Source organism: Streptomyces sp. NPDC087844, assembly GCF_044742785.1.
GTDB lineage: Bacteria > Actinomycetota > Actinomycetes > Streptomycetales > Streptomycetaceae > Streptomyces.
In genome coordinates, this window is sequence record NZ_JBIUVD010000008.1 from 50,841 (window position 1) to 63,799 (window position 12,959).

Annotated in this window: 10 protein-coding genes; 1 reads left to right on the forward strand and 9 read right to left on the reverse strand. The window is 68.8% G+C overall.

The window, feature by feature from the left end; genetic code table 11:
* Positions 1–33: 33 nt before the first annotated feature.
* The 7 genes from ACIOKD_RS17800 to tkt form a co-directional block, all read right to left on the reverse strand.
* Positions 34–621 (reverse strand): histidine phosphatase family protein, encoded by a 588-nt coding sequence (locus tag ACIOKD_RS17800; RefSeq protein WP_402084472.1) that lies wholly within the window; start codon positions 619–621, stop codon positions 34–36.
* A 5-nt stretch (positions 622–626) separates the two neighbouring features.
* On the reverse strand, positions 627–1,505 hold the full coding sequence (gene gnd / locus ACIOKD_RS17805) for a phosphogluconate dehydrogenase (NAD(+)-dependent, decarboxylating) (protein WP_402085010.1): 879 nt from the start codon (positions 1,503–1,505) through the stop codon (positions 627–629).
* Positions 1,506–1,520: 15 nt separating this feature from the next.
* Entirely contained in the window at positions 1,521–3,170 is a 1,650-nt protein-coding gene (pgi, locus tag ACIOKD_RS17810; protein WP_402084475.1) for a glucose-6-phosphate isomerase, read from the reverse strand.
* The gene (gene opcA, locus ACIOKD_RS17815; RefSeq protein WP_402084477.1) at positions 3,163–4,095 is read right to left on the reverse strand and encodes a glucose-6-phosphate dehydrogenase assembly protein OpcA; all 933 of its coding nucleotides are present in this window, start codon (positions 4,093–4,095) and stop codon (positions 3,163–3,165) included. Before opcA ends, pgi begins: the two co-directional genes overlap by 8 nt.
* On the reverse strand, positions 4,092–5,627 hold the full coding sequence (gene zwf, locus ACIOKD_RS17820; RefSeq protein WP_402085012.1) for a glucose-6-phosphate dehydrogenase: 1,536 nt from the start codon (positions 5,625–5,627) through the stop codon (positions 4,092–4,094). Before zwf ends, opcA begins: the two co-directional genes overlap by 4 nt.
* 596 nt (positions 5,628–6,223) lie before the next feature.
* The gene (gene tal, locus ACIOKD_RS17825) at positions 6,224–7,369 is read right to left on the reverse strand and encodes a transaldolase (protein ID WP_402084480.1); all 1,146 of its coding nucleotides are present in this window, start codon (positions 7,367–7,369) and stop codon (positions 6,224–6,226) included.
* A 19-nt stretch (positions 7,370–7,388) separates the two neighbouring features.
* A complete protein-coding gene (gene tkt / locus ACIOKD_RS17830; protein WP_402084482.1) occupies positions 7,389–9,476 on the reverse strand; it encodes a transketolase in 2,088 nt (695 codons plus the stop codon).
* Between the two features lie 146 nt (positions 9,477–9,622).
* On the opposite strand from tkt, the gene ACIOKD_RS17835 reads away from it, so the two are divergent.
* Positions 9,623–10,597, forward strand: coding sequence for an AraC family transcriptional regulator (locus tag ACIOKD_RS17835; protein ID WP_402084485.1), 975 nt, complete (start codon positions 9,623–9,625; stop codon positions 10,595–10,597).
* A gap of 368 nt (positions 10,598–10,965) precedes the next feature.
* Here ACIOKD_RS17835 and ACIOKD_RS17840 read toward each other — a convergent pair whose 3' ends face one another.
* The gene (locus ACIOKD_RS17840) at positions 10,966–11,769 is read right to left on the reverse strand and encodes a protein kinase (RefSeq protein ID WP_402084487.1); all 804 of its coding nucleotides are present in this window, start codon (positions 11,767–11,769) and stop codon (positions 10,966–10,968) included.
* A 5-nt stretch (positions 11,770–11,774) separates the two neighbouring features.
* Complete coding sequence (locus ACIOKD_RS17845) at positions 11,775–12,656, reverse strand: radical SAM protein (protein ID WP_402084490.1); 882 nt, start codon at positions 12,654–12,656, stop codon at positions 11,775–11,777.
* Positions 12,657–12,959 lie beyond the last annotated feature (303 nt).

Consider the following 12,959-nt stretch of genomic DNA (forward strand, 5'->3'; position numbering starts at 1 on the left):
GCTCCGCCCGTCAAGGGCGCGGGCCCTCACCCCCTACGGCTTGGCGTTCCATTCCGCCAGCACAGGACGGCCGTGCTCCAGCGAGAGACGGCTCACCGTGGCCGTGTCCAGCCGGAACAGCCGCCCGTCCGAGGCGGGCAGTCCGAGCCGGCGGGCGGTCAGGACACGCAGGAAGTGCGAGTGGGCCACGAGGACCACATCACCCTCGTCGAGCGCCTTCGCCGCGTGGGCGAGCACCCGGTCGGCACGGTCGCCCACCTCGACGGGCGACTCGCCCGTGTGCCCGTCCGGGCCGGGCGGCACCCCGTCGTTCCACAGGTACCAGTCGGGACGGGTGCGGTGGATGTCGACGGTCTTGATGCCCTCGTACGCCCCGTAGTTCCACTCGTGAAGATCGGGGTCGACGACGGCCCCGGTCAGACCCGCCAGCTCCGCGGTCCGTATCGCGCGCTGGAGCGGACTGGTGAGCACGAGGGCACAGGAGCGCCCGGCGAAGAGCGGGACGAGGGACTTCGCCTGTTCCTCGCCGTGCGGGGTGAGGGGCAGGTCGGTCCAGCTCGTGTGCTGTCCCGACCGGCTCCACTCGGTCTCGCCGTGCCGGACGAGAAGAAGATCGCCCATGACTCCTACTTCGCGGACTCGACGGCGTGGCCGCCGAACTGGTTGCGCAGTGCCGCGATCATCTTCATCTGCGGCGAGTCGTCCTGCCGGGACGCGAACCGGGCGAACAGCGACGCGGTGATCGCGGGCAGCGGTACCGCGTTGTCGATGGCCGCCTCGACCGTCCAGCGGCCCTCGCCGGAGTCCTGCGCGAAGCCGCGCAGCCGCTCCAGGTGCTCGTCCTCGTCCAGCGCGTTGACCGCCAGGTCGAGCAGCCAGGAACGGATGACCGTGCCCTCCTGCCAGGAGCGGAAGACCTCACGCACATCGGTGACCGAGTCGACGGCCTGGAGGAGCTCCCAGCCCTCGGCGTAGGCCTGCATCATGGCGTACTCGATGCCGTTGTGGACCATCTTGGAGAAGTGCCCGGCGCCGACCTTGCCCGCGTGCACGAATCCGGCGTCGCCCTCCGGCTTGAGGGCGTCGAAGACCGGCTGGACCTTCGCGATGTGCTCGGCGTCGCCGCCGACCATCAGCGCGTAACCGTTCTGCAGGCCCCAGACACCGCCCGAGACACCGGCGTCGACGAAGCCGATGCCCTTGGCCGCCAGCTCCTCGGAGTGCTTCTCGTCGTCCGTCCAGCGCGAGTTGCCGCCGTCCACGACCACGTCACCGGGCTCAAGGAGGTCACCGAGCTCATCGATGATGCCCTGGGTCGCGGCACCGGCCGGGACCATCACCCACACCACTCGCGGGCCTTCGAGCTTGCCCACGAGCTCGGTCAGGCTGCTCACGTCGGCGAGCTCCGGATTGCGGTCGTAGCCGATGACGGTGTGGCCCGCGCGGCGGATGCGCTCGCGCATGTTGCCGCCCATCTTGCCGAGGCCGATGAGACCAAGCTGCATCGCAGTCATGTCAGTTCACTTCTTCCGGAGAGTGCGGTACGTGGCCACGAGGGCACTGGTGGAGGAGTCGAGGCCGGGAACGTCGGCGCCTTCGGTGAGGGCGGGCTCGACGCGCTTGGCGAGGACCTTGCCGAGTTCGACGCCCCACTGGTCGAAGGAGTCGATGTGCCAGATGGCGCCCTGCACGAACACCTTGTGCTCGTAGAGGGCGATGAGCTGGCCGAGGACCGAGGGCGTCAACTCGCGCGCGAGGATCGTCGTCGTCGGGTGGTTGCCCTGGAACGTCTTGTGCGCCACCAGCTCCTCGGCCACGCCCTCCGCCCGCACCTCCTCCGGCGTCCTGCCGAAGGCCAGCGCCTGGCCCTGGGCGAAGAGGTTCGCCATCAACAGGTCGTGCTGGGACGCGAGTTCACCGCCCAGCTCGGCGACCGGGTTGACGAAGCCGATCAGGTCGGCCGGGATCGTCTTCGTGCCCTGGTGGATCAACTGGTAGTAGGCGTGCTGCCCGTTGGTGCCGGGCGTGCCCCAGACGACCGGCCCGGTCTGCCACTCGACGGGGTGCCCGTCGCGGTCCACGGACTTGCCGTTGGACTCCATGTCCAACTGCTGCAAGTACGCCGTGAACTTGGACAGGTAGTGCGAGTACGGCAGCACCGCGTGCGACTGCGCGTCGAAGAAGTTGCCGTACCAGATACCCAACAGGCCCAGTAGCAACGGTGCGTTGGACTCGGCGGGCGCGGTGCGGAAGTGCTCGTCGACCAGGTGGAAGCCGTCGAGCAGCTCCCGGAAGCGGTCCGGACCGATCGCGATCATCAGGGAAAGTCCGATCGCGGAGTCGAACGAGTACCGCCCGCCGACCCAGTCCCAGAACTCGAACATGTTGGCCGTGTCGATACCGAAGTCCGCGACCTTCTCCGCGTTCGTCGACAGCGCCACGAAGTGCTTCGCCACGGCCGCCGGTTCCTCGCCGAGTCCGGCGAGCAGCCAGGTCCGCGCCGAGGTCGCGTTGGTGATCGTCTCGATGGTGGTGAAGGTCTTAGAGGCGACGATGAACAGCGTCTCGGCCGGGTCCAGGTCCCGTACGGCCTCGTGCAGGTCCGCCCCGTCGACGTTCGACACGAACCGGACCGTCAGATCCCGGTCGGTGAAGGCGCGCAGCGCGTCGTAGGCCATCGCCGGGCCCAGGTCGGAGCCGCCGATGCCGATGTTGACGACGGTGCGGATGCGCTTGCCGGTGTGGCCGGTCCACTTGCCCGAGCGGACCTGTTCGGCGAAGCCGGCCATCCGGTCGAGCACGGCGTGCACCTTCGGCACCACGTTCTCGCCGTCGACCTCCACGACCGCGTCACGCGGGGCGCGCAGCGCGGTGTGCAGGACCGCCCGGTCCTCGGTGACGTTGATCCGCTCACCGCGGAACATCGCGTCACGCAGACCGAACACATCGGTGGCGGTGGCGAGTTCCTGGAGCAGCGCGAGCGTCTCGTCGGTGATCAGGTGCTTCGAGTAGTCGATGTGCAGGTCGCCCACGCGCACGGTGTAGCGCTCGGCGCGCTCCGGGTCCGTGGCGAACAGCTCACGCAGATGCGCGTGCAGGAACGGCCCGGCCCGGTGGTCCTCCAGAGCGGTCCACTCGGGGCGGCGGGTGAGCTTCGGTGAGTCAGACACGGCTCTCCCTCTGGGCGTCGTCCCCGTGTAGGGCGACGGCGTACATCTCGTCCGCGTCGAGCCGCCGCAGTTCCTCGGCGATCAGCTCGGAGGTGCTGCGGACCTTCAGCGCGAGGGTGCGCGAGGGCTGGCCCGGCAGGGACAGCGTCGCGAGGGGGCCCTCGGGGCGGTCGATGACGATCTCGCCGTTCCCGGTGCCGAGCTTCACGGCGGTGACCACGGGCCCCGCGGTGACGACCCGCTCGACCGAGACCTGGAGACGGGCCTCCAGCCAGCGGGCCAGCAGTTCGGCGCTCGGGTTGTCCGCCTCGCTCTCCACGGTGGCCGTGATGATCTTCGTGCGGGCCTGGTCGAGGGCGGCGGCCAGCATCGAACGCCACGGCGTCAGCCGGGTCCAGGCCAGGTCCGTGTCGCCCGGCGCGTACGCGGCGGCACGCGCCTCCAGGGCGTCCAGCGGCGTCTCCACGGCGTACATGTCGGTGATCCGGCGCTGCGCGAGGGCGCCGAGGGGGTCCTTGACCGGGACCTCGGGCGCGTCCACCGGCCACCAGACGACGACCGGCGCGTCGGGGAGCAGCAGCGGCAGGACCACCGAGTCGGCGTGGTCGGACACCTCGCCGTACAGCCGCAGGATGACCGTCTCACCGGTGCCGGCGTCGGCGCCGACGCGTACCTCGGCGTCGAGGTGGGAGTTCGTGCGGTCGCGAGGGCTGCGGGCGTGCCGCTTGATGACGACCAGGGTGCGCGAGGGATGCTCGTGCGAGGCCTCCTCGGCCGCCTTGATGGAGTCGTACGCGTTCTCCTCGTCCGTCACGATGACCATCGTCAGGACCATGCCCACGGCTGGCGTGCCGATGGCGCGGCGACCCTGCACGAGGGCCTTGTTGATCTTGCTTGCCGTGGTGTCGGTCAGGTCGATCTTCATGGCCTGCGCCAGCTCCGTCCGTCTCGTGCGAGCATCTCGTCGGCTTCCCCGGGACCCCAGGTGCCCGAGGCGTACTGCGCGGGTTTGCCGTGCGTGTCCCAGTAGCCCTCGATCGGGTCGAGGATCTTCCAGGACTCTTCCACCTCCTGGTGGCGGGGGAAGAGGTTGGCGTCTCCGAGCAGTACATCCAGGATCAGGCGTTCGTACGCCTCCGGGCTGGACTCCGTGAACGACTCGCCGTACGCGAAGTCCATCGACACGTCCCGGATCTCCATCGACGTACCCGGCACCTTCGATCCGAAGCGCACGGTCATGCCCTCGTCGGGCTGGACGCGGATGACGATCGCGTTCGCGCCGAGTTCCTCGGTGGCGGTGGAGTCGAAGGGGGAGTGCGGGGCGCGCTGGAAGACGACCGCGATCTCGGTGACACGGCGGCCGAGACGCTTGCCGGTGCGCAGGTAGAAGGGGACGCCCGCCCAGCGGCGGTTGTCGACCTCCAGCTTGACGGCCGCGTACGTGTCAGTCGTCGAACCGGGGTCGATGCCGTCCTCGTCGAGGTAGCCCCGCACCTTCTCGCCGCCCTGCCAGCCCGTCGCGTACTGACCGCGGACCGTGTGCTCGCCCAGGTCCTGGGGCAGCTTCACGGACTTGAGGACCTTGAGCTTCTCGGTGAGCAGCGAATCGGCGTCGAAGGCGATGGGCTCCTCCATCGCGGTCAGCGCCATCAGCTGCAGGAGGTGGTTCTGGATGACGTCACGGGCCGACCCGATGCCGTCGTAGTAGCCCGCGCGGCCTCCGATGCCGATGTCCTCGGCCATCGTGATCTGTACGTGGTCCACGTACGACCGGTTCCAGATGGGCTCGTACATCTGGTTGGCGAAGCGCAGCGCCAGGATGTTCTGGACGGTCTCCTTGCCGAGGTAGTGGTCGATCCGGAACACCTGCTCCGGGTCGAACACCTCGTGCACCACCCGGTTCAGCTCGCGCGCGCTCTTCAGGTCGCGGCCGAACGGCTTCTCGATCACCCCGCGCCGCCAGGAGCCGGCGGGTGCCTCGGCCAGACCGTGCTTCTTGAGCTGCTTGACCACCTTGGGGAAGAACTTCGGCGGTACGGAGAGGTAGAAGGCGTAGTTGCCGCTGGTGCCCCGGGACTTGTCCAACTCGTCCACTGCGGCGCGCAGTTGATCGAACGCCTGGTCGTCGTCGAAGTCACCCGGGATGAACCGCATGCCCTCGGCGAGCTGCTGCCAGACCTCCTCGCGGAACTCGGTGCGCGCGTGGTCGCGGACCGAGTCGTGCACGATCTGGGCGAAGTCCTCGTCCTCCCAGTCGCGTCGCGCGAAGCCGACGAGCGAGAAGCCGGGCGGCAGCAGACCGCGGTTGGCCAGGTCGTAGACGGCCGGCATGAGTTTCTTGCGCGACAGGTCGCCGGTGACACCGAAGATGACCAGCCCGGAGGGGCCGGCGATCTTCGGCAGACGGCGGTCCTGGGGATCGCGCAGGGGATTGACCCACCCGTCGGCGTGCTCCAGAACCTCGGTGAGCGACTGCGGCGCGAGATCGGCGGCGGTCGCGTCGGCGGTCGCGTCGGCGGTCGCGTCGGCGGTCGCGACCGCCGCCGTCTCCACGGTCGTGGCCGACGCCGAGCCGTCCGCGGCAGTGGCGGCAGCGCCGGCCTTCGCCCGACCGGGCGCGGCTTTCCTGGCACCGACGGCGCTCTTGGCACCAGCGGTCTTCGCGGCGCCCGCGGTCTTCTTGGCGCTCGCGGCCTCGGTGGCGCCTGCAGTCTTCTTGGCGCTCGCGGCCTTGGTGGCTCCGATAGCCTTCTTGGCGCTCGCGGCCTTCGTGGCTCCGGAAGCCTTCTTGGTGCCCGCGGCCTTCGCGACGCTCGCAGGCTTTCCGGTGGCAGCGGGCTTCGTGGCACCCGCAGCCTTGCCGGTACCCGCCGCGGAGTTCCCGGCGCCCGGACCCGCGCTCTTCTTGGTCCCCGGAGCCTTCTTGGTGCTCACGGCCTTCTTCGTTGTGGCCGAGGCCCGATCGGCCTTTGCCGCCGGGGTGGCGGCAGTGGGGGAGGCGCCCGGTGCCGTGCCGGCCCCCTTCGCCGGGGTTCCCTCGGGAGGGTTCTTGCTCATTCGCCGTCAACTCCCTTGCTGTTCAGCGAGACCGTGACCGCGTCCAGCAGCTCGTCCCAGGCCACCGCGAACTTCGCGACGCCCTCGGTCTCCAGCTGCCCGACGACCTCGTCGTACGAGATGCCCTGCTTCTCGACGGCGTCCAGGTCCGCGCGGGCCTGGACGTAACCGCCGCTCACCGTGTCGCCGCGGATCTCGCCGTGGTCGGCGGTGGCGTCCAGCGTGCCCTCGGGCATCGTGTTGACCGTGCCGGGCGCGACCAGCTCGTCGACGTACAGCGTGTCCTTGTAGGACGGGTCCTTGACGCCGGTGGACGCCCACAGCGGGCGCTGCTTGTTGGCGCGGGCGCCGCCGAGCGCGTTCCAGCGCTCACCGTCGAAGACCTGCTCGTACGCCTCGTACGCGAGCCGCGCGTTGGCGAGCGCGGCCCTGCCCTTGAGCGCGAGCGCCTCGTCCGTGCCCACCTTCGTCAGCCGCTTGTTGATCTCGCTGTCGACGCGGGAGACGAAGAAGGAGGCGACGGAGTGGATGGTGGCGAGGTCCAGGCCCTTGGCCCGGGCCTTCTCCAGGCCGGCCAGGTAGGCGTCCATGACCTCGCGGTAGCGCTCCAGCGAGAAGATCAGCGTGACGTTGACGCTGATACCGAGGCCGATGACCTCGGTGATCGCGGGCAGCCCGGCCTTGGTCGCCGGGATCTTGATCATGACGTTCGGGCGGTCGACCAGCCAGGAGAGCTGCTTGGCCTCGGCGACCGTCGCCTTGGTGTCGTGGGCCAGGCGCGGGTCGACCTCGATGGAGACCCGGCCGTCCTGGCCGCCGGTCTCGTCGTACACGGGCCGCAGTATGTCGGCGGCGGCACGCACGTCGGCGGTGGTCATCATCCGTACGGCCTCGTCGACCGTGACGCGGCGGGCGGCGAGGTCGGCGAGCTGCTCCTCGTACCCCTCGCCGGAGCCGATCGCCGCCTGGAAGATGGAGGGGTTGGTGGTGACGCCGACGACGTGCCGGCTCTCGATGAGCTCGGCGAGGTTGCCGGACGTGATGCGCTTGCGGGACAGGTCGTCGAGCCAGATGGAGACGCCTTCGCCGGAGAGGGCCTTCAGGGGGTCAGTGGTGGTGATTGTCTGGGTCACAGTGATCATCTTCCTTCGTGCAGTCGAATCAACCGCGGGCGGCGGCAACGGATTCCCGCGCGGACGCGGCGACGTTCTCGGCCGTGAAGCCGTACTCGGCGAACAGGATCCCGGCGTCGGCGGAGGCGCCGAAGTGCTCCAGGGAGACGATGCGTCCGGCGTCACCGACGTACCGGTACCAGGTGAGACCGATGCCCGCCTCGACCGCCACGCGGGCCTTCACGGATGTCGGCAGGACACTCTCCCGGTACTCGGCGGACTGCTCCTCGAACCACTCCACGGACGGCATCGACACCACACGGGTGCCCACTCCCTCGGCTTCCAACTGCTCGCGTGCCGCCACGGCGAGCTGCACCTCGGAGCCTGTCGCGATCAGGATCGCGTCGGGGGTCTCGGTGGAGGAGTCGCGCAGAACGTAGCCGCCCCTGGCCGCGTCGGCGTTGGCCTCGTACGTGGGTACACCCTGACGGGTGAGGGCCAGGCCGTGCGGGGCCGGGTTCACCGCGTGCCGCCTGGTGATCTCGGCCCAGGCGATCGCGGTCTCGTTGGCGTCGGCCGGGCGCACGACGTTCAGTCCGGGGATGGCGCGCAGCGAGGCCAGGTGCTCGACCGGCTGGTGGGTCGGGCCGTCCTCGCCGAGTCCGACGGAGTCGTGCGTCCACACGTACGTCACGGGGAGCTGCATGAGGGCGGACAGGCGGACGGCGTTGCGCATGTAGTCGGAGAACACCAGGAAGGTGCCGCCGTAGACACGGGTGTTGCCGTGCAGCGCGATGCCGTTCATCTCCGCGGCCATGGAGTGCTCGCGGATGCCGAAGTGGATCGTGCGGCCGTACGGGTCCGCCCCGGGGAGCGGGTTGCCCCTCGGGAGGAACGAACTCGTCTTGTCGATGGTCGTGTTGTTCGAGCCCGCGAGGTCGGCCGAGCCGCCCCACAGCTCGGGAAGCACACCGCCGAGAGCCTGCAGCACCTTGCCGGAGGCAGCGCGGGTCGCCACGGACGTTCCGGTCTCGAACACCGGCAGCGCGCTCTCCCAGCCCTCGGGCAGCTGTCCGGCCACGATCCGGTCGAAGAGCTTGGCACGCTCGGGCCGCGCGGTACGCCACTCGGCGAGCTGCTTGTTCCAGGCGGCATGTGCCTCGGCGCCGCGGTCGAGGGCGCGGCGAGCGTGGTTCAGGACCTCGTCCGACACCTCGAAGGACTGCTCGGGGTCGAAGCCCAGTACGCGCTTGGTGGCGGCGATCTCCTCCGCGCCGAGCGCCGAGCCGTGCGAGGCCTCGGTGTTCCGCGCGTTCGGGGCGGGCCAGGCGATGATCGTGCGCATCGCGATGATCGAGGGCCGCCCGGTCTCGTTCCTGGCGGCGGTCAGGGCCGCGTACAGCGCGGGTACGTCGATGTCGCCGGCCGTGTCGCCGTCCGTCGAGGGCTCGATCCGCTGGACGTGCCAGCCGTACGCCTCGTACCGCTTCAGCACGTCCTCGGAGAACGCCGTGGCGGTGTCGCCCTCGATCGAGATGTGGTTGTCGTCGTAGAGGAAGACGAGGTTGCCGAGCTTCTGGTGGCCCGCCAGCGAGGAAGCCTCGGCGGAGATGCCCTCCTCCAGGTCACCGTCGGAGACGATGCCCCAGATGGTGTGGTCGAAGGGGGACTCGCCCTCGGGGGCGTCCGGGTCGAAGAGGCCGCGCTCGTAGCGGGCGGCCATCGCCATGCCCACCGCGTTGGCGAGGCCCTGGCCCAGCGGACCCGTGGTGGTCTCGACCCCGGCCGTGTGGCCGTACTCGGGGTGTCCCGGCGTCTTCGAGCCGTGGGTGCGGAACGCCTTCAGGTCGTCCAGCTCCAGCTCGTAGCCGGAGAGGAAGAGCTGGGTGTAGAGCGTCAGCGAGGTGTGGCCGGGGGAGAGGACGAAGCGGTCGCGGCCGGTCCACTCCGGGTCCGCGGGGTCGTGACGCATCACCTTCTGAAAGAGGGTGTACGCGGCCGGGGCCAGACTCATCGCGGTGCCGGGGTGGCCGTTGCCGACCTTCTGCACGGCGTCCGCCGCCAGCAGACGGGCCGTGTCGACGGCTCGCCGGTCCAGATCGGTCCACTCCAAGCTGTCAGGTGTCTGCGCGCTCATCTTCAAGAAATCCTCACCGGAAGCCTGATAACTGCTCTGATGCCTTCAACCTTAAAAGTCTGACTTTTACCGGGGAAGGTGCCCCTGTGTCAGCCTTTGGTGAAAGTGGGACAACGACCACGGGACCGATCCGGTAAGAGAAGGACATGGCGGACACAAACGCTCAATTCGAGGACGGACACGAGGTCGGACACGCGGTCGGACGCGAAGACGGATACGGGGGCGGGGATGGATACGGGGACGGATACGACGGTGGCCGGACCGGGATCAGGACCTTTCCCTTCCCCGTGGATCTCAGCGTTCTCGGCGTGGGCATGCAGGTGGGCCCGATGGAAGCAGGCCGCAGCTGGCATTCGGGTGAACAGATCGAGCGCGTCCACCGCATCGACTTCCATGTGGTCCTGCTCTTCCGGGGCGGTCCCGTCCGGCACATGATCGACTTCGACGAGTACGAGGCCGGGGACGGCGAGATCCTGTGGATCCGGCCCGGTCAGGTGCACCGCTTCTCCTCGGCGGCGGACTACCGCGGCACCGCCCTGATCATGCAGCCGGGCTTCCTGCCCCGCGCCACCGTCGAGGCGACCGGCCTCTACCGCTACGACCTGCCCCCGCTGCTGCGCCCCGACCGGGACCAGCTCACCGCGCTGGAGAACTCCCTCGCCCAGCTGGAGCGCGAGTACGTGGACACGGGCACCCTGCCGCTCAGCCTGCACACCGCCGTGCTGCGGCACACCCTGACCGCGTTCCTGCTGCGGCTGGCCCATCTGGCGGCCGGTGCCGCCGACGCGGCCCACGCGCGGGCCGACAGCACCTTCACCCGCTTCCGTGAGGCCGTGGAGAAGGGCTTCGTCACCAACCACAGCGTCAGCGCCTACGCCGACGCCCTCGGTTACTCCCGGCGCACCCTCGTCCGCGCGGTCCGCGCCGCGACGGGCGAGACCCCGAAGGGCTTCATCGACAAACGCGTCGTCCTGGAGGCCAAGCGCCTGCTGGCCCACACGGACATGCCGATCGGCCGCATCGGCGCCGTCGTGGGCTTCCCGGACGCGGCCAACTTCTCCAAGTTCTTCACCCAGCACACGGGGACGACACCGGTGGCGTTCCGGGCGGAGCTGCGCTGAGACGCCGTAGCCGCGCGGATACGCCTGTGGCGGGATCACCGGCCGCCCGCGATCCGGATAGAGCGACACCAGAGCCGCCCCGGACAAGACCTCCCCGAGAGCGTCCCGCATCAGCATCGCCAACGTCCCCTGCGGACACACTGTCCGAGCCATCCGCGCGGTCTCCGCCGGAATGTTCCAAGTCCCGTCGCCTGGAACGACATCAGACACCCCCAACACAAAACGCCGGTCCCTACCACTCAAAGCGAGTGACCAAGACCGGCGTCAAGCTAAGGCCAGGACTTACCCCAACAGTGTCCCCACGGGCCGCCCCTTCTACTTTCGACGCCTACGCCCCAACAGGGAATACAGGGCCGGACGTCGAGCTTTCAGACCACCGTTACGCGTCGGTGGTCGGTCCAGAACCGGGCTGCTGTGACCATGGCCTTCAGCCATGACACACCGGGCTTCCGGTCGGAGAAGACCCGATACATGCGCAGGACGGCCGCAGAAAAGGCGTCAACGGCTTCCTGGTCCCCCGAGGCCCATGCCGCACAACTGGACACGCAAGATTCTGCCGAGTCGGGACTGTGTCCCGCCGCAACCAGTTGGAGCACCAGAAGGGCCGGATCGATGAACCCCGCACCACGGGTTGGCCATGCCCAATCCACAGCCCACATGTCGTGTGCCCCGACAAGGAGGTTGCTGGGATTGATGTCTGTGTGCAACAACGAGTCACCCCGGAAGAGTTCGGCTTCCGACCCGTCGAGAGCGAACGGGTGCCATCGGGTCTCCGGCCAGTCGCGAGCTACGTCCGGGAGGTGAAGTTTCCCGACGCGGTCAACGAGGTCAACGACCGCGGTGAGGTCTGGGGAATCCGGTGCGAAGCTGGCCGGCCGTCCGTCGACCACTTCGAAGCCCAACGCGATCCAGTGTTCATCTTCCGCGTGCCACTTCAGAGCGGGGGAGACGGAGGTGACGAACGGGCTGATGACCCGTTCGCGGGTGATGGAGTCACGGCGGCCACCGGTCCGGTTGCGCATGGCCTTAATGAAGAACGGCCCCTTCTCGCACTCGACTACAGCCGTCAGATCGGAGCCGAAGCCGCGAGCGGTAGGTTCCGTGTCGACCTGGCCACCAGTGTGCGGGCGGACCAGGGCCCAGAACTCGGGTCCGGGCAGAGGGTGTGTCATGGTCCTCAGTTCCTCGGGTTGCAATCGCTGAGCGGGGTTCCCGGGCTGTACTCGTCGTCAGGCTCACAGCCGTCATGGTTGCCGGGCAGACCAGGGGCGCGACTGCTACGGATGGACGCGTTGGCCTCGGCCATGGCACTGCCGCCGAGAATATCGGCCAGGGGCGCGTCATGTACGTTTCCGACGCCGAGCCAACCGGAGAAGACGCAGGGGGACACGGCCCCGTTCGGGCCGATAGCGGCCCGGCCGCTTCCACACTGGCCGCAAAGATTGCCAGCATCCGAAGCCTGATGATGTGCGGCCCGGCCAAAGGGCCGGACGCGGTCGGTTCCGATCCTGGTCACGCCCATAGCTGCAAGCTCTTCCAGAGTCTCGTTGAGATGCTGCTCATAGTCGCTGACGATGATTCCCACACGCAGACGGACGCCGAGCTGCACGGCCGTCTCGATGTTCGCGCGGGTCCGAGCATGACTTCGTCGCGCGGTCATCGCGTTGTGCTCGCTGGCGTGGTTCGAGTAGTACGACGTTGCGAGGGTGACCCCGCCCCGCCGGAACAGATCCCACCATGCGGGCGTGACGTGTACCAGGTTGCTGAAGACTTCGACCTTCAGCCCGATGTTCAGCGCGTAGTCCACCAGCTCGGGCGCGTCGGGATGCATGGTCGGTTCGCCGCCAATGAACTGAACGGAATGGATCCCGACGCTGGCCGCCTGGTCCAGGACGCCGAACCAGTCTGCGGCCGTCATGTCGCCGTGCGTGCCTTCTGGCCCCGAACCGTTGTAGCAGTGCCCACAGTTGAGCTGGCACTTTCGCGTCAGGTCCAGCCACAGAAGTCGGGGTGTGACAGCCGCCGTTGCCGTGGTCTGCGGTTCCGCGATCGTGGTCACAGGTGTACCTCTTTTCACTGAGTGATACGGCCGTTCATGAGGCTTTGCTCGGGTGGGGATGGTTCTCGATCTCCCGATTCCGGCTAGTCACGGTGTCCCGATCCGAGCGGAGCCGAGCGGCCTCCCTCTGCTCGGCCAGGGAGGCGCACACGCCGCAGCCCTCGACCGGGACCGGTTCTAGAGCAGACAGGGCAGCAGGGGGAACCAGAACCGGTCCCTGGCCGCTCACGCCGATGCCCGCTCCCGTAGGCGCTGCTGTACCCGCGCGATCACCTGAGCGGTCGGAGCATCGAAGCGGAGCGG